26 protein-coding genes and 1 pseudogene are annotated in these 25,762 nt (G+C 72.5%); 13 read left to right on the forward strand and 14 right to left on the reverse strand.

The window, feature by feature from the left end; translation table 11 throughout:
* On the forward strand, positions 1-719 hold a 719-nt coding region (locus E1165_RS09255; RefSeq protein WP_207916800.1), incomplete at its 5' end, for an endonuclease I family protein.
* Positions 720-852: 133 nt separating this feature from the next.
* Positions 853-1,704: an aldo/keto reductase gene (locus tag E1165_RS09260; protein ID WP_132389715.1), complete on the forward strand. Its 852-nt coding sequence runs from the start codon at positions 853-855 to the stop codon at positions 1,702-1,704.
* 54 nt (positions 1,705-1,758) lie between these two features.
* On the opposite strand, the gene E1165_RS09265 is transcribed toward E1165_RS09260, so the two are convergent.
* A complete protein-coding gene (locus tag E1165_RS09265) occupies positions 1,759-3,003 on the reverse strand; it encodes a hypothetical protein (protein WP_243704675.1) in 1,245 nt (414 codons plus the stop codon).
* A 226-nt stretch (positions 3,004-3,229) separates the two neighbouring features.
* On the opposite strand from E1165_RS09265, the gene E1165_RS09270 reads away from it, so the two are divergent.
* From E1165_RS09270 to E1165_RS09285, 4 genes are all read left to right on the forward strand, one after another.
* The gene (locus E1165_RS09270) at positions 3,230-4,768 is read left to right on the forward strand and encodes an NAD(P)/FAD-dependent oxidoreductase (protein ID WP_132389717.1); all 1,539 of its coding nucleotides are present in this window, start codon (positions 3,230-3,232) and stop codon (positions 4,766-4,768) included.
* Positions 4,769-4,871: 103 nt separating this feature from the next.
* The gene (locus tag E1165_RS09275) at positions 4,872-5,741 is read left to right on the forward strand and encodes a cellulose binding domain-containing protein (RefSeq protein WP_132389719.1); all 870 of its coding nucleotides are present in this window, start codon (positions 4,872-4,874) and stop codon (positions 5,739-5,741) included.
* A gap of 53 nt (positions 5,742-5,794) precedes the next feature.
* Entirely contained in the window at positions 5,795-6,016 is a 222-nt protein-coding gene (locus E1165_RS09280; protein ID WP_132389721.1) for a hypothetical protein, read from the forward strand.
* 26 nt (positions 6,017-6,042) lie between these two features.
* Positions 6,043-6,363 carry a GYD domain-containing protein gene (locus E1165_RS09285; protein ID WP_132389723.1) on the forward strand — a complete coding sequence of 107 codons (321 nt, stop codon included), beginning with the start codon at positions 6,043-6,045 and terminating at the stop codon, positions 6,361-6,363.
* On the opposite strand, the gene E1165_RS09290 is transcribed toward E1165_RS09285, so the two are convergent.
* From E1165_RS09290 to E1165_RS09305, 4 genes are all read right to left on the reverse strand, one after another.
* A complete protein-coding gene (locus tag E1165_RS09290) occupies positions 6,342-6,698 on the reverse strand; it encodes a DivIVA domain-containing protein (protein WP_132389725.1) in 357 nt (118 codons plus the stop codon). The genes E1165_RS09285 and E1165_RS09290 overlap by 22 nt on opposite strands.
* 206 nt (positions 6,699-6,904) lie before the next feature.
* A complete protein-coding gene (locus tag E1165_RS09295; RefSeq protein ID WP_243704676.1) occupies positions 6,905-7,255 on the reverse strand; it encodes a globin in 351 nt (116 codons plus the stop codon).
* Positions 7,256-7,307: 52 nt separating this feature from the next.
* The gene (locus E1165_RS09300; protein WP_132389727.1) at positions 7,308-8,618 is read right to left on the reverse strand and encodes an AAA domain-containing protein; all 1,311 of its coding nucleotides are present in this window, start codon (positions 8,616-8,618) and stop codon (positions 7,308-7,310) included.
* A 28-nt stretch (positions 8,619-8,646) separates the two neighbouring features.
* Positions 8,647-9,357, reverse strand: a complete 711-nt coding sequence (locus tag E1165_RS09305; RefSeq protein WP_243704677.1) for a TetR/AcrR family transcriptional regulator — start codon at positions 9,355-9,357, stop codon at positions 8,647-8,649.
* A 99-nt stretch (positions 9,358-9,456) separates the two neighbouring features.
* Here E1165_RS09305 and E1165_RS09310 point away from each other — a divergent pair, with 99 nt between their 5' ends.
* Together E1165_RS09310 and E1165_RS28890 are read left to right on the forward strand one after the other, a co-directional pair.
* Positions 9,457-10,050 (forward strand): DUF4386 family protein, encoded by a 594-nt coding sequence (locus E1165_RS09310; RefSeq protein WP_132389729.1) that lies wholly within the window; start codon positions 9,457-9,459, stop codon positions 10,048-10,050.
* A gap of 51 nt (positions 10,051-10,101) precedes the next feature.
* Positions 10,102-10,272: a hypothetical protein gene (locus tag E1165_RS28890; protein WP_165945178.1), complete on the forward strand. Its 171-nt coding sequence runs from the start codon at positions 10,102-10,104 to the stop codon at positions 10,270-10,272.
* 109 nt (positions 10,273-10,381) lie between these two features.
* Here the strand turns inward: E1165_RS28890 and E1165_RS09315 are convergent.
* Positions 10,382-11,113, reverse strand: a pseudogene (locus E1165_RS09315) (penicillin acylase family protein).
* A gap of 317 nt (positions 11,114-11,430) precedes the next feature.
* Here E1165_RS09315 and E1165_RS09320 point away from each other — a divergent pair.
* From E1165_RS09320 to E1165_RS09330, 3 genes are all read left to right on the forward strand, one after another.
* Positions 11,431-12,576, forward strand: a complete 1,146-nt coding sequence (locus E1165_RS09320) for a CdaR family transcriptional regulator (RefSeq protein ID WP_132389731.1) — start codon at positions 11,431-11,433, stop codon at positions 12,574-12,576.
* 87 nt (positions 12,577-12,663) lie between these two features.
* Positions 12,664-13,443 carry a hypothetical protein gene (locus tag E1165_RS09325; RefSeq protein WP_132389733.1) on the forward strand — a complete coding sequence of 260 codons (780 nt, stop codon included), beginning with the start codon at positions 12,664-12,666 and terminating at the stop codon, positions 13,441-13,443.
* A gap of 8 nt (positions 13,444-13,451) precedes the next feature.
* Positions 13,452-14,264, forward strand: coding sequence for a citrate lyase subunit alpha (locus tag E1165_RS09330; protein WP_165945179.1), 813 nt, complete (start codon positions 13,452-13,454; stop codon positions 14,262-14,264).
* A gap of 111 nt (positions 14,265-14,375) precedes the next feature.
* Here the strand turns inward: E1165_RS09330 and E1165_RS09335 are convergent, their stop codons facing one another.
* A complete protein-coding gene (locus tag E1165_RS09335; protein ID WP_132389737.1) occupies positions 14,376-15,521 on the reverse strand; it encodes a phosphotransferase family protein in 1,146 nt (381 codons plus the stop codon).
* A gap of 344 nt (positions 15,522-15,865) precedes the next feature.
* On the opposite strand from E1165_RS09335, the gene E1165_RS30350 reads away from it, so the two are divergent.
* The gene (locus tag E1165_RS30350; RefSeq protein ID WP_132389739.1) at positions 15,866-16,093 is read left to right on the forward strand and encodes a DUF397 domain-containing protein; all 228 of its coding nucleotides are present in this window, start codon (positions 15,866-15,868) and stop codon (positions 16,091-16,093) included.
* A gap of 170 nt (positions 16,094-16,263) precedes the next feature.
* Here the strand turns inward: E1165_RS30350 and E1165_RS09345 are convergent, their stop codons facing one another.
* Positions 16,264-17,271 (reverse strand): aldo/keto reductase, encoded by a 1,008-nt coding sequence (locus E1165_RS09345; RefSeq protein ID WP_132389742.1) that lies wholly within the window; start codon positions 17,269-17,271, stop codon positions 16,264-16,266.
* Positions 17,272-17,465: 194 nt separating this feature from the next.
* Here E1165_RS09345 and E1165_RS09350 point away from each other — a divergent pair, with 194 nt between their 5' ends.
* Positions 17,466-17,915 (forward strand): VOC family protein, encoded by a 450-nt coding sequence (locus tag E1165_RS09350; RefSeq protein WP_132389744.1) that lies wholly within the window; start codon positions 17,466-17,468, stop codon positions 17,913-17,915.
* Between the two features lie 135 nt (positions 17,916-18,050).
* On the opposite strand, the gene E1165_RS09355 is transcribed toward E1165_RS09350, so the two are convergent.
* The 6 genes from E1165_RS09355 to E1165_RS09380 all read right to left on the reverse strand — a co-directional run bounded on the left by E1165_RS09355 (position 18,051) and on the right by E1165_RS09380 (position 25,745).
* Entirely contained in the window at positions 18,051-19,157 is a 1,107-nt protein-coding gene (locus E1165_RS09355; protein ID WP_132389746.1) for a hypothetical protein, read from the reverse strand.
* Between the two features lie 209 nt (positions 19,158-19,366).
* Positions 19,367-20,125 carry a MerR family transcriptional regulator gene (locus E1165_RS09360; protein ID WP_132389748.1) on the reverse strand — a complete coding sequence of 253 codons (759 nt, stop codon included), beginning with the start codon at positions 20,123-20,125 and terminating at the stop codon, positions 19,367-19,369.
* Positions 20,126-20,218: 93 nt separating this feature from the next.
* Positions 20,219-22,477, reverse strand: a complete 2,259-nt coding sequence (locus E1165_RS09365; protein WP_207916802.1) for a bifunctional diguanylate cyclase/phosphodiesterase — start codon at positions 22,475-22,477, stop codon at positions 20,219-20,221.
* Between the two features lie 151 nt (positions 22,478-22,628).
* A complete protein-coding gene (locus E1165_RS09370) occupies positions 22,629-24,137 on the reverse strand; it encodes a hypothetical protein (protein WP_132389750.1) in 1,509 nt (502 codons plus the stop codon).
* A 34-nt stretch (positions 24,138-24,171) separates the two neighbouring features.
* Positions 24,172-25,260: a hypothetical protein gene (locus E1165_RS09375; RefSeq protein ID WP_132389752.1), complete on the reverse strand. Its 1,089-nt coding sequence runs from the start codon at positions 25,258-25,260 to the stop codon at positions 24,172-24,174.
* A gap of 251 nt (positions 25,261-25,511) precedes the next feature.
* Positions 25,512-25,745: a zinc-ribbon domain-containing protein gene (locus E1165_RS09380; RefSeq protein ID WP_132389754.1), complete on the reverse strand. Its 234-nt coding sequence runs from the start codon at positions 25,743-25,745 to the stop codon at positions 25,512-25,514.
* Positions 25,746-25,762 lie beyond the last annotated feature (17 nt).

The following is a 25,762-nucleotide window of genomic DNA, read 5'->3' on the forward strand; positions in this document are numbered from 1 at the left end:
CACCGGGCCCCAGCCCGACCGGCGGCCCGTACGACTCGACGTACTACGCGACCGCGATGGGCCGGACGGGCGCCGCGCTGCGCAGCTCCCTGCACTCGATCGTCAGGGTCCAGACGACGCTGACGTACGAGCAGGTCTGGGAGGCGCTCAGGGACACCGACCAGGACCCGGCGAACGCGAACAACGTGGTCCTGCTCTACACCGGCCGGTCGCAGAGCAAGACCAGCAACGGCGGCGGGGTGAACGACTGGAACCGGGAACACGTCTGGGCCAAGTCGCACGGCGACTTCGGCACCGCGACCGGGCCGGGCACCGGCGTGCACCACCTGCGCCCGGAGGACGTCTCGGTCAACTCCACCCGGGGAAACAAGGACTTCGACACCGGCGGTGGCGCGGTCGGCGAGGCGCCGGGCTGCTACACCGACGCCGACTCGTTCGAGCCGCGCGACGCGGTCAAGGGCGACGTCGCCCGCATGATCATGTACATGGCGATCCGGTACGAGGGCGACGACGGCTGGCCGGACCTGGAGATGAACGACTCCGTCTCCAACGGCACCGCCCCCTACCTGGGCCGGCTGCCCGTCCTGCTGCGGTGGCACGCCCAGGACCCGCCGGACGCCTTCGAGAAGCGCCGCAACCAGCGCATCTACGAACGCTGGCAGGGCAACCGGAACCCGTTCGTCGACCACCCCGAGTGGGCCACCGCCATCTGGGGCTGAGTTGTCGCAGATCACCCCGGTCGGGTCGTTCCCGTACGGCCCGGCCGGGTAACCCTGCCGGGTGACACGCGCCCCGTCGGCACCCCGGACCGTGACCGGCCGGGCGCGGCTGACGATGGGAGAAGATGCCACCATGGCGAACACGGTTCCCGACATCACGCTCAACGACGGCAACACCATCCCGCAGCTCGGCTTCGGGGTGTACCAAATCGCGCCGGAGGACACCGTCGAGGCGGTCGGCACGGCGCTGGAGATCGGCTACCGGCACATCGACACCGCCGAGATGTACGGCAACGAGGCCGAGGTCGGCGAGGCGATCCGCCGCTCCGGGCTGGACCGCGACGAGGTCTTCGTGACCAGCAAGCTGAACAACGGCTTCCACCGGCCCGACGACGCCCGCGAGGCGTTCGAGTCGACGCTGGCCGCGCTGAGGATGGACCACATCGACCTGTTCCTGATCCACTGGCCGCTACCCACCCGCTACGACGGTGACTTCGTCTCCACCTGGAAGACGCTGGAGGAGTTCCGGCGCGACGGCCGCGCCCGGTCGATCGGCGTGTCCAACTTCCAGGTCGCCCACCTGGAACGACTGGCCGCCGAGGCGGAGGTCGTGCCCGCGGTCAACCAGATCGAGGTGCACCCGTACCTGGGCAACGAGGAGGTTCGCGCGTACGGCCGGGCGCACGGCATCCCGACCGAGGCCTGGTCGCCGATCGCGCAGGGCAAGGTGCTCGACGACCCGACACTGGTGGACATCGCCCGGGAACTGGACCGCACGGTGGCCCAGGTGGTGCTGCGCTGGCACGTGCAGCGCGGCGACATCGTCTTCCCGAAGTCGAGCACCCCGAAGCGGATCGAGGAGAACTTCCACATCTTCGACTTCGCACTGGACGACGACACGATGGCGCGGATCACCGCCCTGGACAGGGGCGAGGCCGGCCGGCAGGGCCCGCACCCCGACACGTTCGACTACATCCCCGCCTGAGCCACCCGTGAGGAGCGACGGGGGCCCGCGCGCCGGGCCCCCGGTTCCGCGGCCTCAGATGATGAAGTGCGTCCAGTAGGTCAACCAGACCACGAACAGAACCCCCTGGAGCAGGGCCAACGTGACGCTCAGCCAGACGTCCACCCCGGCGTTCCGGGTCCAGCGGGCCAGGACCAGGCAGACCGGGAACGCGGCGATCAGGTAGCGCAGCAGGCTCTTGTAGACCGGTGGTCCCATCGACAGCGGGGCCAGGACCATCAGCACCGCGTAGACGACGTACGGCAGTCCGATCCGCCGGAACCCGGCGAGCACCACAGCCAGGACGGCGACGGCGAACCAGACCCGTACGGCGTCCCGGCCGTCGCCGCCGGTGAGGCCGTGCCACATCACCCGCAGCGGGTCCTGCACCCTGATGCCCCAGCCCTTCTCCTGGGCGTGCTTGTACGCGAACCAGTCACCACCCTTCCATCGGCAGAACGCCATGAAGGTCAGCCAGCCGGCGGGGATCAGCAGCAGCGGCCACCCGCTGCGCAGGTAGGTCCACAGGGTGCGCGGGGCCATCCGGTACCGGTGCTGGCGCAGCAGGACCAGGGCCAACGGGAGGGCCACCAGGAACCCGACCGAGCGGCTGAGCCCCAGGAGGTACCCGACCAGCCCCACCACCAGCCACCGCCGCCGCTCGGCGTAGTAGAAGGCGGCCACCGCCAGGCAGAGGAAGAGCGACTCGGTCAGCGCCGCCTGGAACAGGAACGCGGTCGGCAGCAACACCAGGTAGCGGGTGAAGCGGCGGGCCGAGCGGTCGTCGCCGAGTACGATCTCCCCCAGCCGCAGCGCGTAGTACAGCAGCAGCAGGAACGCCACGTTGGCGACCAGCAGCAGCGCCAGGGCGGTGTCGCCGCCGAGCAGCACCGCCACCGGGCGGGCCAGGAACGGGTAGAGCAGCGGGAAGGCGAAGTCGTCCCATGGCCCGGTGAGAGGCTCCCGGGCCAGGTGGTCGTAGATCAGGGCGTCCCAGGCGAACCACATGGAGATCCACCGCCGCGGGGAGATCGCCGCCTGCTCGGCGCGCGTGTCGGCCTCGTCGGCGGGCGGTGCGCCGGGCACCTCGTCCCAGGCGGTGAGGGCGAGCACGCCGAGGACGCCGAAGACGACCTTGGCGCCCACGAAGAGCGCCAGGGCGTACCGCCAGTGGCCCGGCACGCGGGCGGCGAGGGCCCCGGCGCCGGTCCGCAGGCGGGTGGCCGGCCCGGGTACGCCGGCGCGGCGTGCGGATGTCGTCTCCGGCGTACGGTCCACCATGCGTGCTTCCTCGCGTTCGGGTCCGGCCCGCGGTCGACCCGCCGGGGCCGCGAACCTGCCCCGTCATCCCCCACCCGGGCCGAATGACACCTCCCGCACGGATGAGCCGTCGACACCATGCGGCTCGGCATGATCGGGAGATTCCGCGGCAGTTGACGTGAGAGCGGCCAGAGACCGGGTATCCGCGCCTCCTCCGCAGGGACCGAGGGCTAGGGAGCGCACGGGGATGGAAGAGCGTCACGGCACGGTGGTCATCGGCGCCGGCCCGGCCGGGTTGACCGCCGCGTACGAGCTGCTCAGGCACGGCGCGGCGGTCCGGGTCTTCGAGTCCGACCAGGTCGTCGGCGGCATCAGCCGCACGGTGGAGCGCGACGGCTGGCGGTTCGACATCGGCGGTCACCGGTTCTTCACGAAGGTGCCCCGGGTCGAGGCGTTCTGGCACGAGGTGCTGCCCGACGAGGAGTTCCTGCTGCGCCCCCGGATGAGCCGGATCTTCTACCGCGGCGCGCTCTACGACTATCCGCTGAACGCGGGCAACGCCCTGCGCAACCTCGGGATCCGCGAGGCGGTGCGGTGCATGGCCTCGTACACGCGGGCCCGGTTGCGTCCGCCCCGGGACCAGTCGCACTTCGAGGGCTGGGTGTCGGCCCGGTTCGGCTGGCGGCTGTACTCGATCTTCTTCAAGACCTACACCGAGAAGGTGTGGGGGATGCCCGCCGACCAGTTGCAGGCGGACTGGGCCGCCCAACGGATCAAGAACCTGTCACTGTCGAAGGCGGTGCTCAACGCCCTGCTGCCGCGCCGTAACCGCAAGGACGTGACCAGCCTGATCGAGGAGTTCCAGTACCCGAAGTTCGGCCCCGGCATGATGTGGGAGCGGTGCACCGACGAGGTCCGCCGGCGCGGCGGCGAGGTCACCCTCGGGACCTGGGTGACGGCGGTGCACCGGGAGGGTGGCCGGGCCGTGGCGGTCACCGTCGACGGGCCCGGGGGCGAACGCCGGGTCCCGGCCGACCACGTGATCTCCTCAATGCCGATCTCGGAGCTGGTGGCCGCGGTCCGGCCGGCGGCGCCACCGGAGGTGCTCGCCTGCGCCGCCGACCTGAGGTACCGGGACTTCCTCACGGTGGCGCTGGTGGTGCCGGAGGAGTTCTCGTTCCCCGACAACTGGATCTACGTGCACGACCCGGCGGTGCAGGTGGGCCGGATCCAGAACTTCGGCTCCTGGTCGCCCTACCTGGTCAAGGACGGCCGCACCTGCCTCGGGCTGGAGTACTTCGTCTTCGAGGACGACGCCACCTGGCGGACGCCGGACGACGAGTTGGTGGCCCTGGCCACCGCCGAACTCGAACAGCTCGGCCTGGTCCGCCCCGGGTGCGTGGAGGCCGGGTACGTGGTGCGGATGCCCAAGGCCTACCCGGTGTACGACGACCGCTACCAGCACAACGTGGACACCATCCGTGCCTGGTTGGCGCGGGAGCTGCCCAACGTGCACCCCGTCGGGCGCAACGGCATGCACCGCTACAACAACCAGGACCACTCCATGATGACGGCGATGCTGACCGCCGAGAACATCGTCCACGGCACCGGCCACGACGTCTGGTCGGTGAACGTGGAGCAGGACTACCACGAACAGTCCGGCGGCGACAGCAACGGCAACGGCCGGCGGGGCACCGGGCGGGACGCCCCGATCGTGCCGGGCCGCCCGCTCGGCCGGGTGACCGCCGAGGCCCGCCCGGAGCGCCGCCCAACGGGGGTGAACTGAGAGCGGCCCCGGTCCGCCCGCTTCCGCTCCGGCCGGACACCCTGCCACCGACCGACCGTACAGCTGATTGATGGCCATGCATGTGTTCCCGTAGCATCCCACCATGCGTGCCCGTCGCGTCACCCTCGTCGCCACCCTGGCCGCGCTGCTCAGCGCCCTCGCCGTCACCGCCGCCCGAGCCGCCGAGGAACCGGCGCTGACCACGCCCGGCGCCCCGGTGGTGGTCGCCAACGAGGCCCACCGTCTCACCCTGGCCTGGTCACCGGCGACGTGGAAGGGCGAACCGGGCGGCCCGATCACCTACGACGTGCTCTCACCGGTGGGCCCCCACGCCTACCGGGGGCTGGGCAGCACCCAGGATCCGACCATCACGCTGACCAACCTCGCCCCCGGCACCGCGTACCGGATCGCGGTGCAGGCGTACGCCATCGGTGGGTACTCCGACACCTCGCCGGTCACCGTGGTGCGGACCGTCGACGGGCGCGCGACGGTCGACTACCGCAACCTGGACTGGTCGCCGACGAACAACCAGGCGCAGTTCCAGCTCCGGGTGACCAACACCGGCGACGGGCCGCTCAGGCTCGACACGGTGCGGATCCGCTACCACGTGCTCTTCGAGGGCGGGAACACCTCGCTGGTGCCCGAGTGCGACTGGGCGGAACTCGGCTGCGCGGCCATCCTTCGTACCGTGCAGTTCTTCCCGCCGCCGGCGCCGCCGCCGCCCAACCCGACCCCGACCGTCTACCCGGTTCCGGGCACCCCGGTCCCCGGCTGGGTGGAGGTGACCTTCGCCGGTGGCGTCCTCGCCCCGGGTGGGTCGACCGGGCCGATCCAGCTCCGCCTGCACAGGGCGAACTGGACCAACCTCGACGAGCGCGACGACCCGAGCTGGCAGGCCGCGGTGGGGGCGTGGACCCGCAACGACCGGATCACCCTGGACGTCGACGGGGTCCGCGAGTTCGGCGACACCTGAGCCCGGCCGTCACGGAGACGACTAGCCGCGCGCCCAGCGGGTACGCGCGGGCCATGGGTAGCCACAAGCCGAACAAGCACGACCCGGGCGGCGAGTCGGCGCGCGCCGGCCGGAACGCGGGCAGCGGCGCACGCGGCCGGCAGGGTTCCGAGGTCGAGCGGTCACCGAAGCGCCGGCACCTGCGCACAACGACCGGCACGTCGGGCAGCGAACGCGACCACGGCCGGTCCTCGCTCGCCCACGACGACCGGGTGCACCGCCAGGGCGGCTCGTGACCCTACCGACACGGGGGTGACCGGCGATGCCGAAGTTTCTGCTGAAGTCGACCTACACCGTTGCCGGGATGAGGGGGTTGGCCAGCGACGGCGGCACCCGCCGGGCCGAGGTGGTGCAGGCGATGGTCGAGAACGCCGGCGGACGGCTGGAGTCGATGCACTTCGCCTTCGGCGAGGACGACACCTACGTGCTGTGCGAGATGCCGGACCACCCGACGGCCGCGTCGGTGGCGATCGCCATCGAGGCGGCCGGCGGGCTGCGCGTCCAGGTCGTTCCGGTGCTCACCCCGGCGGAGGTCGACGAGGCGACCCACCGGACGATTACCTACTCGCCCCCGGGCGCCTGACCCCCTGTGTCGGACGTGTGGACCGGCTGTTTTCTCTGCACGGTGCTGCGGCGGGGGCGGCGGCCGGTCGTGGTCCGCTTCGACTTGGCGCCGATGCCGGCGCGCTCGGACTGCCAGTTGCGCAACGCCCGCTTGATCCGCTGGGTCTCGGCCCGCGCCTCCTCCAGCCCCCGTTCCCGCACGTCCAGCTCGTACGCCAGCCGGTGCAGCAGCGCGTCGACCTCCTCACGGCGGTAGCCCCGCTGGTACCAGGCGGCGAGCGGCAGCCGGACGGAGGCGATCTGCTCCGGGGTCAGCCGCTCGGTCAGGGCGTTGCGACTGCGGTACATCCCCATGTCAGCCGTTTCCTCCCCGCACGCCGCCCTGCCGCCGGAACCGGATTGCCCCCGTCACCAACTCCATGATCCCCACGCCCACAGGTACGGACGACGACCGGTGCGGGTTCACCACCAGCGCCAACGTCACCGGTCGAGCCGGCCGGGCCGTAACGGACCAGGGCGACGGTCAGCGCGTCACCCGCCCCGGCGGGCCAGGCCGACGATCATCCGCGCACCTCCCGTTGCGCGCGCACGATGGTGTCCACCGGCAGGTCCAGCGCCCAGAGCACCGCGGCGAGGTAGTCCAGGATCCGCCAGTGCTGCTCGTCGGACAGGCCGAGCCGGCACCAGACGCCGCCGGCCGGGCGCCCGGCGGCCGGGCCGCCCAGCGCCGCGGTGAGCTGGGCGGCGAGGTGACCCGCCAGCCGTGGGCGGTCGATCCCGAGCAGGTACGGCGCCAGCTCGGCGTCGGCGGCGACGAGCCGCAGCCAGCGGTTGACCGCCCCGCGTACGCCGGCCGGGCCGAGCCAGTCGAAGGAGTCGCGAGGGCAGGTGACCAGCTCCGTTGTCCGCACGCCGACGAATACGGCCGATCGGCGGTGATCAGTTCAGCACGGCCGGTCGCGACTATCTGCCGCCCAGGTGGCTGAGCATGGTGTGGTTGGCGGCCCAGCCGTCCGGGAACCTGACCGGCACGTCCAGATGCACCGTCTCCGTCGAGGGGTGCGCGTCCAGCAGTTCTCCGATCCCGGCCCGGCCCACCACCACACAGGCGTGCCGGTGCCGGGAGGTCAGCACGCACAACCGCCCCGACTCCAGGTGGAACGCGGTGGCGTCCCGCCGCCCCGACAGCGGGTGCAGCACGATCGTCATGTCGTACTCCCGGCCCTGGAGCCGGTTGGCGGTGTCGACGGTGACGCCCGCCCCGGCCGCGCCCAGCCGGGCACGGATCGCCGCGACCTGGTCGCGGTGCGCGGCCCCGACGGCGATCCGGTCCGCGGTGACCGGCGCGCCGGCCGGCGCGTGCTCACTGACCACGACCGCACCCCGGCGCAGCACCCGCAGGGCCAGTTCCGCGCAGGCCGACGCGGCCTCCCCATCGGTACGCGGGGTGTGCCGGGCCGGCAGCTCGTGCCACGCCCACCCGGTCGCGGCGGCGGTCTCCACCGCAGCGTCGAACGCGTCACCCGGACCGGGCTCGGTGAACGTCAACGCCCGGTCGGCCGCCCCGGTGCCGGCCTGGAACCCGGTGAACGGGTAGAACGCCGCCGCCACCACCGGCGCCGCCGACGCCGGCAGCCGCCACGACACCGGCAGCCGGTGCACCGGCAGCTCCGGGTTGTGCCGCAGCAGCACCGCCACCGCCGCCTGCATCGGATCCCAGGTCAGGCCCGCCCAGCGGGCGGTCTCGACGGTGGAGAACGGATCCAGTTGGCCGGGGTCACCCACGAACAGCGCCCGCGCGAACCTGCCGGCCACGCGCAGCAGGGCGTCCGAGCGCATCTGGTACGCCTCGTCGACGATCGCCCACGGCCAGAGCCCTTCGGTCACCGTGGCCCACTTCGCGGCCGTACCGATGACCACCGCTGGACCGCCCAGGTCGGCGACCTTGGCGGCGACCCGTACGTTGTCGTGGCCCTTCACCCGCTCGGACGGTTGGTAGTCGGCGGCCGACAGCCGGCCGACGCGCAGCTCGGGGGCCTTGCCGGCGAGCCGGTCGATCAGGTCGTCGACCTGCTCGTTGGTCTGCGCCACGATCATCAGCGGCTCGCCGGCGGCGGCCAGCTCGACGGCGGCGCGGACGACCAGGGTGGACTTGCCGGCACCCGGAGGCGAGTCGACGACCACGCCCCGGTGCCGGCCGGAACGCAGGTCGGCCAGGACGGCCGCGATGACCCGCTCCGCCTCGACGGCGGGCGGCACGGCCAGCCCGAGCATCGCCCACCTCCTTGCCGTCGCCCCGACCCTACCGGGACCGACCCGGAGGCTGCGGAACACCGTTCTCCGGGCGGATCGACGACGGGTGCGAGGCGCCGTGGTGCACCGCCAGCGCGTCGAGGATCAGGTCGAGGCCGAACTCGAACTGCCCGCCGAAGTGGTATCCCGGCTGCTGGACGTGTTGTGTGGCGAACTCGACCAGATGCGGGTAGTCGCCCGAGGCGAAGCCCTCCATGATCGAGTCCGCGACCGCGTTGGCGGAGTCCGCGCTGTCGAACGGTAGCGATGCCTCCTGGAGCACGAAGCCGAAGACGTAGGCGTCGACGATCGCGTACGCGTGGGCCGTCATCGGTAGCGAGAATCCCCCGGCCCGCAGCACCCCCAGCATGGCGTCGTGGTGGCGCAGGGTCGCCGGCCCGGGGTTGGTCCGGGTTTCGACCAGGGCCAACGCCCAGGGATGTCGGGCGAGCACGGTACGCGCGGAAACGGAACGCCGCCGCACCTCGGCCCGCCAGTCGCCACCCACCTCGGGCAGTTCGATCTCCGCGAAGACCCGGTCGACGAGGGCGTCGAGGAGTTCGTCCTTGTTGCGGATGTAGTGGTACAGCGACATCGGTTTGGCGTTCAGCTCGGCGGCCAACGACCGCATGGTCAACGCCCCCAGGCCGTGCGCGTCGGCGATGCCGACCGCGGCCTCCAGCACCCGCTCACGACTCAACTGTCGCGCCTGTTCGCCCACCGTCCGGTTCCCGTCCTCGTGACACTCCGTTGACCGATCTCGCCACCAAGCGTATCGTACTTAGTACCACTTACTTAGTACGAAAGCTGTGAGGCGAAGATGTCCCTCCGTACGACCGGCAGATGCGCCGGCGCGTTCATCCTGTTGGCGTTCGTCTCCTACGGCATCGGCAGCGCACTCGCCGGGCAGTTCGCCGGGGCGGCGCTCGTGGTGCTCAACTCCGTCATGGTGGCGGCCATCGGCGTCCTGGCCTTTCGGGCACTGCACCGACGACAACCCGTGACCGCCTGGGCCTACCTGGTCGCACGCGGCGCGGAGGCGTTCCTGCTCACCGCCGGGATCGTCCTGCTGGGCCCGGTCGGTACCGGCGCCGCCGACACCGCGTACCAGCTGGCCATGCTGTCGCTGGGGTTGGGCAGCCTGCCGTTCTGCCTGGCCCTCAAGCGGCAGCGCTGGCTGCCGGGCTGGCTGGCGACCTGGGGCTTCGTCGGGTACGCACTGCTGGCGACGGGCGCAACCGCCGAGTTGATGGGGGCCGAGGTCGGGCTCGTGCTGGCGATCCCGGGCGGCCTGTTCGAGATCGTCTTCGGTCTGCTGCTGCTCGCTCGCGGCTTCGCGCCGTCCACCGCTGTACGGCCGGGTGCCGCGTCGGTCGAGGCGATAGCTCAGGGTGTTCAACCGACCGCGCAGTGATTATGGTCGGTTCGGACCTCGCAGCACATAGGACAGACATGGGGCAGAGCGATGACGGAGACGGCCAGGACCGCGCGGCAGGCTCTGATCATGCGCTTCGAACGGGTCCAGACCTGGAGCGGGCGCAAGGCACGCCTGTTCACCCCGGCGCACATCACCACGGCCTACGAACGGCTCAAGGCCACCGGCCTTCTGCCCCGCATGGTGCCCTCCTCAGTCTGAAGACGATCTCGCCTCGGCTCACCGATCGCGCCGTGTTGCGGTGTCCAGCGACGAGGACACCGCAACACGGCGCAATCCGGGATGTCGGCCCAGGCCCGCAAGCCCGACCTCAGCGACGGCGCTCCCCCACCCGGTACGTGATCAGGTTCGGGTCGGCCTTGAGCTGCCGTTCGGTGAACTTGATCGTGTCGAAGCCCTTGCCGGAGTAGAGCCGGGTCTGGTCGGCGTACCAGGGCGAGTTCGGGTTCGCCGACTGCGAGTAGGTGAGCAGCTGCCGGCCCGACGGGCCGCCCCGGCCCAGCTCCACCGCCATCAGGAACGACGTGCCGTGCTGCACCTTCCGGTACCCCCACTCCGGGCTCCACCACACTGATGATCATTTGAAGACGCCGCCCTCCGGCCACCCACCGTGGATCGGGATCCGTTCGTCGCCGCGCGGCTCGGTCTGGATGTCACCAAGGTGGGCGTCCAGCGGGATGTCACCGAGCGCCCGGACGGCGTCGGCCAACGCGGTGCGTACCCTCGGGTCGTCGACGGCGAGCCGACGCGGCGTGCTGACCGGCGCTGCCGGGTCGAACGGGTCGGCGAAGCGCAGCCCGCCGGCCCGGGCGAACTCGGTGAACACGTGCGAGCCCCGGCTGTCCAAGTCGACCCGCAGGTCCCAGCCGCGCAGCGCGGCACAGGCGGCGGTGAGGTCGACGGCGCTGCCGTCGGAGGCGGTGGCCCCCGGCTGCGCCTCGCACAGCGTTACCAGGTCGTCGCGGACCAGCTCACCGCCGTACGCCCGGTTGCCGAGCGCCACCTGCCACAGGTTCGCCGTGGTGAAGCCGGCGCCGGGCAGCCCGTCGGTGCCGGCGACGCGCTGCTGGACCGCGGCGGGTGCCGGAGGATCGGAGGGGCGCCCGGCTGGCTGTTCCCGCTGGGCACCCTGCTGAGCCTGGTCCTGACCCGGTTCGGTGCCGCCGAGGACGCGCTGGCCCCCGCCGGTGACTGGTGAACCTCGCTGGGCGCTCGCCGGCTCATGGTGAGACCGAGAACCTGGACCGGCCGTGGAAGTGTCCTGAACAGAGCTGTTCGCATCTGTTACGGTCGATTACGCAAGAGCGACCCATCCGTAACCGTCGCTGCTTCTGGGCGCGTCCGACGGGGAGGAGCCGGATGAGTGCACTGTTCAACGCCCTGCGCGAGCGGGTGGAGGTCAACGCCCGGCAGGCGGTCGAGACGTACACCAGCGAGGTCGACGAATACCAGGCCATGCGTCCGGGCTCCGACGAGCGCATCGGGATGTACGACTTCGCGGTCTTCATCCGGCGCCGCTCGCTCGACCTCGCCGCGGCCGAGCTGCCGCTGGGCGAGGCCGACCTGGCCGGCATCGCCGCGGTGGGCCGGCAGCGGGCGGAGATCGGCCTGTCCGTGCCGTCGCAGCAGCAGGTGCTGGGTTTGCACACCGCGATGATGGTGCGTGAGGTGCACGATCTGGCCCGTCCCGAGGACGTCACCGACCTGCTGCGCATCGTCGGCTGGCTCGGCACTCAGGGCCTCCCCGCACGTAGCGCCTACCTGCGCGGTTACACCCGGGGCGTGGGCACCGCACGGATGCTCTCGACGCGGCTGGAGATCCTGGCCCGGGCACTGCTCGCCGACGAGCCGGTGGAGCCGTTCGTCGCCGACCTGCGCCTTGCCGGGCAGTACCACCTCACGGTCCTGAAGACGGCGCGGCCGGTGACCGCGGAGGCGCAGGCCGAGGTGGTCGCCGCGTTCACCGCCGACCGGATCCCGGTGACCTGGCTCGCCGCCGACGAGTTCGCCGTGCTCACCCCCGGGAACGAGTCACAGACGAAGATCCTTCAGCGGGTACGGACCGCGGCGGCGCTGATCGGGCAGCCCTGCGGCATCGGTGCGGCGCAGGGCGCGGTGGGCGGGCTGGCCGAGACGCTCGCCTGGGCGCGGGAGGCGAGCCGGGTGGCGCCGCCGCAGGAGCGTCCGGACCGGCTGCCCGGCATCACCGACCTGTTCGTGGAGATGGCGGTCGCGCGTGCCCCGGCCCTCGACGGGTGGCTGCGCAGCTATGCCAAGGCGCTCGCTACCGGCCCGGACCTGGTGGCGACGTTGTGTGCCTACTACGCCCACGACATGAACCGCACGAGCACCGCCACCGCGCTGCACATCCACCCCCGCACGTTGGACTATCGGCTGCGCCGCGTGCGCGAGGTGACCGGCATCGACCCCAGCTCGACCGCAGGCGTGCGGCTGCTGAGTGCGACGGTAGCGCGGACGCTCGCCGTGGACCACTACGCGGACTGACAAACGTCACTGGGAAATTGCGCACGGCTCACGAAGACGCGCGCCCTTCGGCACCGACAGACTCCCGGCAAGACGAAGGGAGCAGATGTGCGACGAAGACTGGTACGCGGCCTGATCGCGACGCTGTTGGCGGTTGGGGTCGCGGTGCCCAGCAGCGTTCAGCCGGCCCGGGCGCAGGACATCAGCGGCCCGGTCATCACCCTTGTGTTCACCGCCCTGAAGATCTCCCGCGAAGGCCTGTCCGCGGATCAAATCGAGGCGCTGGTCCGTGAGGTGGTCGGCCTGGTCGGGCAGGCTCGGAACGAGGTCATCAGCCACATCGACGGGCACGTCGCCGCCCGGGCGTTGGGCGAGATGGACGGATTCGCCATCGAGTACGCCAACTATGAACAGTTCCGCCACGACCGACGGTGGGTACGGAACCTCGCCAGCAGGATCATCACGTCCGCCTCGGTCGACAAGAGAGAGCTGGACGCCACCCAGGACGAGAAGGCCGCCGACGCCATCGGTCACGCCCTCAACGTCAAGTACGCGATGGCGGAGACGTCCGCCAGAGACGCCGGGTACACCCCGGAGTCCAGAAAACTGCTCCGCCAGCGGTACATCGAGGCCAACGAAAAAATCGTGCAGAGGCTGGAGCCGAAGTGCGAAGTGATGTGGACCGAGAACGACGCCTACTGGTACTCGAAGACCTGGGCGTGTAAGGCGGCCAATGGTGAGACGGCGGCGGCCACGGAGACTCTCAACAAAGTGACCGGCCAATGGACAAGGCCGCAGGTCAATGTGGAGGACCTCAAGCTCGCAGCCGCGGTCAACTCCAGCTGGAAAGTAGCCAAGACGACCCTGCCCACGTTGAAGCAGCCATAGGAGTTTCAGTGAGAACACGACTGTTGAACAGCCTGGCCGCCGCCAGCCTGGCGGTGTCGATCGCGGTGGCGGGCACCGGTGTGCCGGCCCAGGCCGCCGCGACCACCAGCGAGACCAAGCGCCCGACCGAAACCGCCGCCGTTCAGGCGTTCGCCTTCGACTGGGTCAGCGCGGCCATCGCCGTCGCCGGCTACCTGCTCAACGACGGGGGCGGGGGCGCCAACCTCGACGCCGCGATCCGTGAGATCAAGGCGGCCATCGCCCAGAACAGGACGCAGATCATCGCGCAGATCGACGCCATCGCCGCCGCCGAGGTGGAAGGCTGCCTCGAAGCCCAGACCATCGAGTTCCTCAACATCGACTTCATGGACGAGTACACACTGCGGGCGTGGGCCCAGAACGCCACGAGCTGCGCCACCCAGGCCAGCGCGTTCGCGAATGCGGTGCAGAGCCCACAGGCGGTCGACAAGATCGGCTTCGTCATCGGCCCGATCTTCGCCATCGTTCTCGCGGCCCGTGCCCAGGCCGGCTTCGTCAACGGCACCGACCTCGTCCTCCGCAGCCAGATCCGCGCCTACGAAGCGGTCGTCGCCAAGCTCACGCCGACCGACTGTGTGAAGAAGCGCGCCCGCGACCCCGGCTACCCGGTCGACAAGTGGTGGGAGTGCACCGCCTACAACGGTGACAAGGGCAGCTCCGACTGGGTCACCGGGAACCTGCGCGAACCCGACCGCACCCAGGCCGAGGACCGCGCCACCAGGAATACCAGCCGCCCCACCGCCAAGACCGCCCTGCCTCAGCTCCGCGCCCTGGGAGTCTGAGCCACCACCGGGCCGCACGGCCGCCCACCGGCGCCGTGCGGCCCGGTCTCGTTCCGTCAGGCGGAGCCGGGAGCCGGGATGACACGCGCAAGCCGCCGGCCCCGACAGGTGTCAGGTGCTCGCCGCGGCTGCCGCCAGGCAGCGCGGCACGTCGTCGGCGTGGTAGATCCGCTCGCTCGGCTCGATGTTGGCGAGGAACATCGCGTACACCGCTGCCATCCGCAGGGACGCGACCGGCCGCAGCAGCCGCACGGCCCGCTCCGGATCACAGCCGGGCACGCTGTCCCGCCACCGCGCGCACCAGGCCGCGACCAGCGGGTCGGCGGTGTCGGGGGCGAGCCCTTCGGTCAACCGGAGGATGTCGAACGCCGGATGCCCGACGAACGCGTCGCCCCAGTCGATGATCACCCGCCGGTGGCCGTCGCCGCGTACGTTGCCCGGGTGCAGGTCCCCGTGAACGAGGACGTCCGGCAGCCCGCACCGGGCCACCTCCGCCAGCCGCTCCGCCAGACCGTCGAGAGGCGCATCCGGTGGGAGGAGGGCGCGGATCCACCGGTCGAGCGCCGGCCCACGCAGGTCCGGCACCCCGTCCGCGACGAGGTCGTCGACGGCCGACAGCGTGCGTACCTGAAGGTCGTGCTGGTCGGCGGCGATGGCCGCGCGTTCGGTGGCGTCGGCGCCGTAGCGGTCCTCGCCCGGCACGTGGTCGAGCAGCATCCGCCCGGTGCTGTCGTCGGCGGCGAGCAGCACGGGAACGCGACCGGGGGCGAGCAGGTTGAGGCGGCGCAGCACCGCCGCCTCGTGCCGGAAGAAGGCGGGCACCTGCTTGAGCCAGCTCGGGCCGTGCGGGCCGTCGAGTCGCCAGATCGCCGACAGGTTCCAGGTGCGCCGCTGCGACACCTCGATGGCGGGCCGACCGAGGCGGTCGAGTGTCGTCCGGGCCCAGCCGACACTGGCGGCCGGGCCACCCGGCTCGGCGTAGGGGGCGCGCAGTGCATGCGGGGTGAGGTCCACCGACACCGGACGCAGCGCGACGGCGGGCGGCCCGGCCACCTCGGCCAGGTAGGTGACCTGCCCGCCGGCACCGGGTCTGTCGCTCTCGCCGGTGAGCAGCCGCAACACGACCACGTCGACGGGCGCGCCCCGGACCACCGGCTCGGCCTCCTGCCACCACGGGCTCTCCACCTGGTACGACGGCAGCGCCCCGAGCGGCCGGCCGGCGGGGTCGACCAGGACGAGATTCACGGTACGGGCCACGGCCACCGACCGTAGTGCCATCGAGACGGACCGGCGAGCGGTTATCGGATACCAGGGTGTCCTCAGGAGGCGGATCCGGATAGACCCGATGACCTGTCGCCTCGGCGCTGTCAGCCCGCGTCGATGACGGTCACCGGCGCCCGCGACACCGCCTCGCCGCGCCTGCCCGCGCTCGCCGCGGGCGACGCTGACCGGCGAGGCACTGACCGCCGAGGAGGTCGACCACCTGGCGACGGCGCGGATCAAGCGGCAGGCTATCCTGCGCCGCGACCACCCCCGGTTAATCGTCACCGTCATCGACGAGGCGGTGCTGCGGCGGTCGCTGCGGGGGGCGACCCGAGCTGATGCGCGAGCAGTGCGAGCACCGTGCCGCGTGTGTCGAGCTACCCACGGTGGAGGTGCACGTGGTCCCGCAGGACACCGGCATGTACCCGGGCCTGGGCGGGCCGTTCACCGACAACCTCCCGGGCGCGGTCCTCGTCCGCGACACCAAGGACCGCGACGGCGGGACGGTGGTCTTCACCCCCGAGGCGTGGCGCGGCTTCGTCGCCTTCGCGAAGACCTCGCGCTAACCCACCGGCCGGGGTCCGCACACGGACGAGGTGCTCCGGAGGCACAGGGCATCGCCCTGCACACGTGCTCGTCGACGACGACAGGTGTGCGTGGGCGATGCCCTGGGAGAGTCGTCCGACTCACATTGGCCCGGCCGACGGCGCGGGCCAGCGAACGCGTACCCCGCGGGTCAGGCACCCGCGGCGTCGAGCCGGGCCAGTTGCTCGTCGCTCAGCTTGACGTCGAGGGCCGGCAGCGCCGCCTCCAGCTGCTCCGGCGTACGCGGCCCGATCAGCGGCGCGACGGTCGGCGAGTGACGCAGCAGCCAGGCGAGAACCACCTGGCCCGGCGCGGCTCCCACCTCGGCCGCCACCTGGTTGAGCACGGCGAGGCGGGCGACGGTGTCCGGCCCCTCGTACGGCCGCATGATGTGGTGGCCGTTGCGCTTCGCCGGGTCGTCGTAGACGCCCTTGAGCAGCGGCGAGTACGCCACCAGCGTTAGGTCGTCGTGGGTGTCGAGGTAGTCGAGCTGGTCGTCGTCGACGATGGACACGTCCGGCAGCCCCGGCCGGCGCCGCAGGTACGAGTGCTGCTGCTGCAACGCCACCGGCGTCGGCCAGCCGTGCGCGGCGCAGAGCTGCCGGATCCGTTCCAGCCGCCAGGTGCGGACGTTCGACCATCCGATGTAGCGGGCCTTTCCGGCCTGCACAATCCCGGCGAGCGCCTCAAGGGTCTCCTCCAGCGGCGTGGTCCGGTCGTCGACGTGCACGTAGTACAGGTCCACGTGATCGGTGCCGAGCCGGCGGAGGCTGTCGTCGATCGCGCGGCGCAGCGTCTCCGCGCCGGCTCCCTCGAACCGGGTACGCGCGGCCTCCCAGTCCGGTTCGTCGCCGGCACCCCACAGGCTGCCCGGATCTGTCATCTTCGCGCTGCCCTTGGTCGCGAGGAACACTTCGTCGCGCCGGCCGCTGCGGGCCAGCCAACGCCCCAGCAGCTCCTCGCTCTCCCCACCGTGGCTGTCCCTGCGCAGCCACCAGGCGTAGCAGTCGGCGGTGTCGAGGAAGGTGCCGCCGAGGCCGGTGAACCGGTCGAGCATCCGGAACGAATCGGCCTCGTCGGTGCGCGTCCCCATGAGCATGCAGCCGAGTGCCAGCTGGCTGACGTGTTCACCGGTACGGCCCAGCTCCACGGTCTTCATCCGCACTTCCCTTCATCGGTACGACGATTCGACCGTAGGAGCTGGAGCGCACTCCAGGTCAACCGGAACGTACGTCGCCTCGGGCGGGCACGCGTCCGGCACCTACTTCAGGGCGCCACCGCTGCTGGCCGTCGCGGCCGGCGTCCTCATCGGACGGGTCCCCACAGCCGAGGCCGGGAGGGTACGGTCCGAGAATGGAGCAGCGGATCAGCCTGATCACTCTCGGCGTCACCGACATCGCCCGCGCCCGTGCGTTCTACGAGCAACTCGGCTGGCACGGGCAGGAAATCGAGGAGACGGTGTTCTTCCAGGCCGGCGGGCTCGCCCTGGTGTTGTGGGGGCGAGCGAAGCTGGCCGCCGACGTGGGCGTGCCGGGCGGCGAACCGGGTGCGATGGCGCTGGGGTACAACGTCCACTCCCGCGCCGAGGTCGATGAGATCCTGGCCACGGCGGCGCAGGCGGGCGCGCGGATCACCCGTCCGGCCGCCGACACCTTCTACGGCGGGTACGCCGGCTGCTTCACCGACCCGGACGGCCACGTGTGGGAGATTGCCTGGAACCCGGGCTTCGCGCTGGCCGCCGACGGGACGCTGACCCTGCCGGACTTCACCGCCGGGCCGGATCCGGCGTCCCCGCCGGCCTGAACCGCCCCACCGGCACCCCGGGAGCACGGACATCCACTCCAACTGCGGCATCTCGCGCTGTCCACGCGAACAACACCGCGACCTGGCGTAGACGAAGTCAACCTCCTCCCGGCGACGGGCGGTCGGCGGCCTCCGTCAGGTGAACACGGTGCGGCGTACGCCCTTGTGGTCGGCGCAGGCGCCGCGCTGCCCGCCGGTCAGGCTGACCGCCCCGTCCCGGCACTGCACCAGGTAACCGCGTCCGGACCAGAAGTCGCGCACACAGTCGAAGTGGTCGCAGACCCGGTGGTCGGGGCGGCGGATCCGCTCGCCGGCGCAGAAGTCGTACCCCATCGGGTTGGCCGGGGCGCCGCAGCGCCGCTCGCGAGGCGCGGCGCTGGCCGACGGCGAGGGCCGGGGTTTCGCCACCGGCTCGCCCTCCGGCCTGGTCGGTGTCGCGGGGGTGGCGGCGACAGCCCGTTCGGAGGCGGAGCGGACCGGCGGATCCGAGTCGAGGACGGCCACCGGCACGGCCAGGGTGATGGCTGCCGCGACGACCACGGTGCGGCGTCCGCCGGGGATCCGGGCGGTGAGCCGGGCCTGGGCGGGAGTGGCGATGGCCTGGCGGAACGGCCGGATCTGGTCGTGTTCGGCGATCAGCTCGTCGAGCTGCGCGAGCACGCTGTCCCGCTGCTCGATCGCGTCGGCGAAGGCGAGGGTGAGCACGAACCGGAAGTCGACCGCCGCCGGGGCAGGCAGGCGCAGGCCGGTGGTCCGCTTGCGGTCGAGCACCTGGATCAGCGTCACCGGGGCGGCCGGGTCGTGGGACAGCCCGGTCATCTTCCCGTACGCCCAGTCGCGCCGGCCGCTGCCGCCGAGAAACACCAGACGACGGTTCGTGATCACGGCCATTCCGGCGTCGACGGCCCGCACCCCGTCGGGGGGCCGGTGCCGCAGCGGGGCCGGATGCGGCTCGAGGGTCAGATCGGGGGCGGGCAGCACTGCGGTGTGCCGCATCTCGACCAGTTGGGCGGCGGGCCAGGCCCGGAACACCTTCTCGCCCTGATCGAGTTCCAGGGGCAGTCCGCGGCCCGCCGCCGTCGAACCGTGCAGGTCGAGAGCGAGGGTGCGCAGCCTCCGCAACTCGTCGTCGTGCCGCCGCCAGGCCGCCTCGGCCTCGCGGTGGCGGCGCTGCCGGCGCTCGTTCTGTCTGCGCGCCCAGTTGTAGCGCCAGGTGGAACCCGTCGAATCAGTTTCTGCCACGCCGACTCCTTCGCCGCGCGAGCCACCAACCGGGGTGTCGTACGGGTTAACAGCAGATCAGCGCCGACGGAACCGGCATGACGGTCCTTTCACCCGATCGGGTGATCACCTCGCGTCGGTCGCCCGGCCCGCCCTGGGCCGTGCCCGGGGCCCGGGTGGACCGGTCGCCCGGCCCGCTCGGGCCCCGGGCGCGGTGGGGTGCGGGCGGGTCAGGCACGGGTGATCGCGTTGGCGTGGATCGCCTCGGCGAGGTATGCGGCCATGCCTGGCGCGAGTGTCTCGAAGTACGCGGTGAACCGGGGGTCCGCCACGTACATGTCCGCCAGGCAGGTGTGGATCTCGTACGAGCAGTCGTAGTGCCACTCGGTGATGAGCCGCCGGTGCTCCTCGGCCAACGCCATCGCCTCCGCCGAGCTGGCCGGTGCGCCCGAGGCCATCACCGCCACGAAGCGGCGGCCCCAGTCCTCGTTGGCCGCCTTGTTCCGCAGCCAGTCCTCCTTCGAGTAGCTGGCCGTCCGGCGGGCCGACTCCCGGTACGCGTCGGTGTCGCCCCAACGCTGCTCCACCTCCTCGGCGTGCGCCTCCGGGTCGAAGTCGCCGAAGACCTCGAACCGTTCCTGCGGGGTGAGCCTGATGTTCATCCTTCTCGCCTCCATCGCGATCTCGATCGCGGCGACCATCTCCTGGAGCTTGCCGATCCGGCCGGTGAGCAGCTCGTGCTGCCGGCGCAGGTGCGCCACCGGGTCGACGTCCGGGTCGTCGAGGATCGCCGCGATCTCCTCCAGCGGGAACCCCAACTCCCGGTACCAGCGGATCAGTTGCAACCGCTCCAGGTCCGCGTCGTCGTAGCGGCGGTAGCCCGCCGCGGTGCGCCCGCTGGGCGACAGCAGCCCGATCTCGTCGTAGTGGTGCAGCGTTCGGACCGTCACCCGGGCCGCCTTCGCCACCTGCCCCACCGTGTACGTCATGGGTTCCCTCCCTTCCGCGACCAAGGCTGCCGCCTCCCGCTGCGTGAGGGTCAACCCGGATTCTCCGCCAGCCCGCCGCCCTCGCCCGTCAGATCAGGCGGGAGTGGGGTGAAGGGTGGCGAGGGCGCCGGGGCGGCCGTAGCGGTAGCCCTGACCGTGGACGCAGCCGATCGCGGTGACCGCCGCGTGCTGCCCCTCGGTCTCCACCCCCTCGGCCACCACCGCCAGGTCGAACGCCCCGGCCAACCGGGTCACCATCTCCACGGTGGCGTACGCGCGGGTGTCGGAGTCGAGCCGGGCCACGAACGAACGGTCGATCTTCAGCTCGGTGGCCGGGATGCGGTGCAGGTAGCTCAACGACGAGTATCCGGTGCCGAAGTCGTCGATGGCGATCCGGATGCCCAGCTCGCGCAGCTGCGCGAGGCGTTCCAGCACCGCCTCGCTGCCGTCGATCAGCGCCGACTCGGTCAGCTCCAGGGTCAACGCGCGGGGAGCCAGGCCCGCGCCGGCCGTGGCGGCGGTGACCGTGGCGATGAGATCCGGTCGGCGCAGGTGCGCCGCCGCGATGTTCACCGCCACCGTCGCCTCCGGCACCCGCTGCCGCCACGTCGCGGCGGCCCGGCACGCCTCGTGGATCACCCAGCGGTCCAGCGGCACCACCAGCCCGGTCTCCTCCGCCAGCGGCAGGAACGCCGCCGGGTTGAGCAGCCCCAGCCGGGGATGCCGCCAGCGGACCAGCGCCTCGGCGCGGCGCACCTCGCCGGTGGCCAGGTCGACGATCGGCTGGTAGTCCAGGTGCAACTGCCGCTCGTCGACCGCCCGGCGCAGATCGGCGATCAGCTCCGCCCGGGTCACCGCCGACTCGCGCAGCGCCGGGGTGCAGGTCCGGTACGCGGCCTTCCCGGCCGCTTTCGCCGCGTACATCGCGATGTCGGCGTCGCGCAGCAGGTCGGTGTGGGAGGTGTGCTGCGGGCCGTACTCGGCGATGCCGACGCTGGCGGACGGGTGGATGCCGACGTCCTCCTCGCCGGGCGACGGTTGCAGGGCGGTGAGCAGCCGCTCGGCGAGCCGCTCCGGGGCGACCGGCCGGCCCTCGTCGACCAGCACCGCGAACTCGTCGCCGCCGAGCCGGGCGACCGTGCCGTCGTCGCCGACCGCGTCCCGCATCCGGCCGGCGATGCTGGTCAGCAGGGTGTCCCCGGTGCCGTGCCCGAACCGGTCGTTGACCTGCTTGAACCCGTCCAGGTCGAGGATCAGCACGGCGACCGGCGGCCCGCCGCGCAGCGCCCGGCGCAGCCGCCGGATGAACATCAACCGGTTCGGCAGGCCGGTGAGCTGGTCGGCGTACGCCAGTTGGCGCAGCCGGGCGACCAGCCGCAGGTTCTCGTTGGCGGCCAGTCCCTGACGCAGCGCCAACGCCGCCAGCAGCGTCATCATGCCGATGAAGATCAGGTGCGGGGTCTGCCCGGTCGGGCGGCGGGCCAGCACCACGGCGACGATCGCCCCACCCACCGGCAGGTACGGCAGGGCCACCCGCCACCAGGGCGGCAGCGGTGACTCGCCGGCATCGTCGCCGTCAGCGCAGGTCGGCGGCGGCGGGTGGACCGCCGCCACCCCGATCAACAGGTGACTCAGCGGCCAGCACAGCTCGATCGGATGCCCGGGAGCGTAACTGCCGCCCACGACGAGCGAGACGTGGACCGCGTCGGCCACGGCCCGCACGGCCAGGCTCACCCCGATCAGCGTCATCGGCCGCCACACCGGCCGGGCGGGCCCGGCCACCGCGACCAGGACGGTCAACTGCACCAGGTCGAGCACCGGGTACAGCAGGCCGTATCCGTGCAGCGGATCGGCCAGGTCGGCGGCGGTGATGTCGTGGAACACCACCACCCAGCCGACCGGGATCAGGGCGAGCCCCACGATCACCCCGTCCAGCAGGGCGCGGGCCCGACCGACGCAGCTGCGGGGAGCTGACAGCGAGCAGAGCAGCGCGGCGGTGCCGGTGATGATGCCGACGGTGAAGATCCCGCCGACCAGCGCGGTGTGCGGCAGTTCGTCGCCACCGGTACGCTCGACCACCCACACCGTACGGCCGGCCGCGGCGAGGCCCATGGTGACCGTGAGCAGCGTCCAGAACCGGCGCAGCGGGGTGGGGTGCCGGCGGGCCGCGTCCGCGCAGGCTGCCGCGGCCAGGCTCGCCACCGTGATCGCGCCCAGGTCGCTGGCGAGCGCCGCGTGCGGCAGCCCCGCCAGCAGCCAGAACGCCTCGACGAGCAGCACCGCCGTCGCGACGGCGACCCCCGCGCGGCGCAGCGGTGCGACAGGAAACGGTGTGACGGCCTCGGGCTGCACGGTGATCGCTCCGGCTCCCTCTCCTGTGCGTACCTCACGGCTGAGGACCGGTCACGGACGGGCGAACCACCGAAGCCTAGCCACCGCCCGTGCGCCCCGCCAGAGCCGACCGGCCCCCCCTTGTGGACGCCCGGTCGGGCGCGCCCGCGGGTCAGGACCAGTCCTCCGCCGCGTCGCCGTCCGTCGCGCGCTCGGCGGTGGACGTCGGTGGGCCGCCGTGCGTCCACGGGGTCTCCTCGGGCGCCGGAAAGGCACCTGCCGGCAGGAACCCGTCGGAGAGCGTGGTCAGGCAGAGCCGCTCACCCACCTCGGGCACCGTCCCGGGCGGCGCAGTCAACCCCCGCCCCATCCCGCCGGAGAGCTCCAGCACCACCTCGGTCTTGCCCTCGGCCGTCGGGGTCAGGAACACCACCTTCGCCTTCTGCGCCGGCCGAGCGGGGGAGAACAGCGTCGTCCCCACCGGCACCAGCACCGGCTCGGTGGTCACCACCTGGACACGCGGGCGCAGCACCGGCCGCCGGCCGCTGTCGTCCACCCGCTTCGGGTCGGCCAGCGTCACCTCGCCGACGAACGCCTCACCGGTCAACCGGTGCTCGGCCATGACCAGGGGATCGTCGTACGCGCGCTGCACCGCGTACGAGGTCAGGGCGCGTTCCAGGCGGTGCAGCCGTACGGCCGCCGCCACCGCGCCGTCACGCCGGGGCTGCGGGCCGCCGCCGCCGTCGAGGTGCTCCGTGTGGCTGGTGAAGGCGTCCTTGTCGCCGTCCCAGCGGCCCGCCACCCGTGCCCCCGGCGGCAGCGCGCGCAGCAGCCCCACGCCGCGCCACATCAGCTCCCAGGTGGGGGCGAGCTGACCGCGCAGCACCCGTTCCAGCTCCGCGTACGCCGTCGCGCGGGCGGCCGGGTCGTCCTCGGTGCGCGCGTACGCCGCTATGGCCGGGGCGAGCACCTGGTTGTCGAAGTCCGGGTCGGTGGCCGGGCCGGCCGGCGGACAGCGCCCCGGCTCCTCGGCCCGCGCCGCCGCCTGCGGCCCGGTCATCCCGGCCGGCGGATCGATCCAGCCGAGCAGCGCCGGCAGGTGCTGGTCCTCCACCGGGCTCTGTCCGGTGGCCCAGTGCAGGGTCAGCGCGTCGGTCATCGCCACCAGCGCCGACGAGCCGGGATGCTCGGCCCGCTCGGCGAAGAAGGTCAGCCAGCGTCCGAGCAGCGGCACGTCGGGGTGCACCGGATGGTCGCCGTCCGGGCGGCGGAACCGGGTGGAGCGCCCGAGCAGCCGCAGGAACGTCACCCCGGCCGGGTTCGGCACCAGCAGCTGCGGAGCCTCCACGTACCGGTGCCGGACGTCCCGGCCCCGGTCCACCGGCACCGCCTCGGTCGCCACGTGGAACTCCGCCAGGTACGGCAGCACGACCGCGGCCAGTTCGGCGGCGAACCGGAACCGCTGGTCCCGGTTGCGGGGCTGCGGCACGATCAACAGCCGCGCCGCGTCCGGTGCCGTGCCGACCAGCGCCGCGAGCGGGGCGTTCGCCTCACCGGCCAGCGCCAGCGGCACCAGCACCAGCGGTCGCTCGGCCAGGTGCAGGTGCCGGACGGTGGCCACCGGCTGGGCCACCCCGGCGGCGACGGCCTGCGCCTTCGCCAACGCGCGGAGCGTGCTCACGCCGCCGTCCCGGCCCGTGGCGACGTCGGCGCACTCATGCGGGGTTCCCGGCGAGGGCGTCGGCGCGTAGCCGGGCCGCGGCCCGCAACAGCGTGGCGGCTTCCGCCCGCTCCGGTGGCGCGGCGCGCTCGCCGGTCGCCAGGGCCAGCACCTCGGACACCTCCTCGACGCCACCGAGCGCCTCCCGTACCGGCCGGCCCAGGGCCGCGGTGTGGCCCCGCGCCTCTGCCCGGCAGAAGTACGCCAGCTCGCAGGCGGCCAGGCACTCCGGCGCGTAACGGGCCTCGACCGTGCGCAGCGCGGCGGTCAGCGCGGCGGGGTCGGCGTCCGGGTCGGCGGTGAAGTCCGCCGGCACGGCGGCCAGCAGCACGTCCAGCCGGGCCATCCGGTCGAGCTGCCGGCGCAACACCAGCAACTGCTTGCGCACGTCGAGCAGGCTGGCCACCGGCCGGTTGGCGAAGTCACGCGGGCAGACGAGCACCACGTCGTGGGAGACCAGCTCCGGATCGTGCCCCTCGGCGGCCAGCAGCTCGCGCAGGGCCAGCACGTAGACGGCCGACTGGATGGCGGCGGCGGCCACCTTCGCCGGGTCGGCCTGGCCGTCGATCACCGGGAACGACTTGATCTCCACCACGTGGAACCGGCCGCCGAGGCGGGCGGCGACCAGATCCGGTTCCAGGTGTACCCGCTGACCGGCGATGTCCAGCCCGAGCAGCGGGTGGTCGAACAGCGCCGCGTCCGGCCCGGTGGCGGTCAACGCCCGTCGGGACCGCTCCTGCCGGTCCGGCAGGTCGTCGGCGCCACCCAGGTCAGTCCAGTCCGCCCGCTGCGGCACCGGTACGCCCAGCCGCTGAGCGACCAGCCGCAGCAGCTCGGTCCCGCCGTCGGCTTTCACCTGCGCCTCGAACGCGTTGCCCCGGGTGATCGCGAACGGGGACTGCCCGAAGCGGGCCGGATACCCGATCCGCTCGGCCAGCTTCGGCTTGTCCACCCCGGCGCTGTCGAGCACGGCCCGGCGGGTGCATCCCGGGTTCCCGGTGAGGGCGGCGATGGTACGGGCGTTGTGCCGCTTCGGCGGCACGGGTCCCCGGATCACGGCCAGGCGCTGCGCGGTACTCGTCACGATCCGCCAGGATAGGCGCTGGGCGCCGGTTCGGCCCGGACGCGGGCGGTCAGGTGGGCGTGGAGGAAGAGGGTCAGCGCTCGGCCGACCGGTTCCAGGGCGATCGGGGCAGCCGCGTCCCGGCGAGCGGCCGGCCGCGGCGGCGACGCCGGCGGCCCGGGGTGCAGGGCGGGCGGGAAACGGTGTGCACGGCCGCCGCCGGTTCGACGGGTTGCCGGCCGATCAGCCAGCAGAGGAAGCGTGCCATCGCCTCAGCCGACCGGGAGGCGACGCGCCTCGCCACTGGAGATGGCGTACTCGGCGCCGCAGAACGAGCACTGCTGCACGTAGCGGGTCCGTACCGGGATCAGTGGGATGAAGAAGAGGGTGAACTTCGTGGACCGGCGGGTGATCACCTGTGCGGCCAGGTTGCCGCAGTTGCGGCAGACGGCGCTGGCCACACCCGACCGGCTCACCGACGTGCGGAGTCCGAAGATGAAGAACATCGCCCGCCTGTACCCCG

It is taken from the genome of Micromonospora sp. KC723, from assembly GCF_004348595.1.
In the GTDB taxonomy this organism is placed as follows: domain Bacteria; phylum Actinomycetota; class Actinomycetes; order Mycobacteriales; family Micromonosporaceae; genus Micromonospora.

Bases quoted from the DNA above. Each gene is read 5' to 3' on its own strand.
- E1165_RS09260 (WP_132389715.1), top strand. From the start codon at position 853: ATGGCGAACACGGTTCCCGACATCACGCTCAACGACGGCAACACCATC.
- E1165_RS09265 (WP_243704675.1), bottom strand. From the start codon at position 3,003: ATGGTGGACCGTACGCCGGAGACGACATCCGCACGCCGCGCCGGCGTA.
- E1165_RS09270 (WP_132389717.1), top strand. From the start codon at position 3,230: ATGGAAGAGCGTCACGGCACGGTGGTCATCGGCGCCGGCCCGGCCGGG.
- E1165_RS09275 (WP_132389719.1), top strand. From the start codon at position 4,872: ATGCGTGCCCGTCGCGTCACCCTCGTCGCCACCCTGGCCGCGCTGCTC.
- E1165_RS09280 (WP_132389721.1), top strand. From the start codon at position 5,795: ATGGGTAGCCACAAGCCGAACAAGCACGACCCGGGCGGCGAGTCGGCG.
- E1165_RS09285 (WP_132389723.1), top strand. From the start codon at position 6,043: ATGCCGAAGTTTCTGCTGAAGTCGACCTACACCGTTGCCGGGATGAGG.
- E1165_RS09290 (WP_132389725.1), bottom strand. From the start codon at position 6,698: ATGGGGATGTACCGCAGTCGCAACGCCCTGACCGAGCGGCTGACCCCG.
- E1165_RS09300 (WP_132389727.1), bottom strand. From the start codon at position 8,618: ATGCTCGGGCTGGCCGTGCCGCCCGCCGTCGAGGCGGAGCGGGTCATC.
- E1165_RS09310 (WP_132389729.1), top strand. From the start codon at position 9,457: ATGTCCCTCCGTACGACCGGCAGATGCGCCGGCGCGTTCATCCTGTTG.
- E1165_RS28890 (WP_165945178.1), top strand. From the start codon at position 10,102: ATGACGGAGACGGCCAGGACCGCGCGGCAGGCTCTGATCATGCGCTTC.
- E1165_RS09320 (WP_132389731.1), top strand. From the start codon at position 11,431: ATGAGTGCACTGTTCAACGCCCTGCGCGAGCGGGTGGAGGTCAACGCC.
- E1165_RS30350 (WP_132389739.1), top strand. From the start codon at position 15,866: ATGCGCGAGCAGTGCGAGCACCGTGCCGCGTGTGTCGAGCTACCCACG.
- E1165_RS09345 (WP_132389742.1), bottom strand. From the start codon at position 17,271: ATGAAGACCGTGGAGCTGGGCCGTACCGGTGAACACGTCAGCCAGCTG.
- E1165_RS09350 (WP_132389744.1), top strand. From the start codon at position 17,466: ATGGAGCAGCGGATCAGCCTGATCACTCTCGGCGTCACCGACATCGCC.
- E1165_RS09360 (WP_132389748.1), bottom strand. From the start codon at position 20,125: ATGACGTACACGGTGGGGCAGGTGGCGAAGGCGGCCCGGGTGACGGTC.
- E1165_RS09380 (WP_132389754.1), bottom strand. From the start codon at position 25,745: ATGTTCTTCATCTTCGGACTCCGCACGTCGGTGAGCCGGTCGGGTGTG.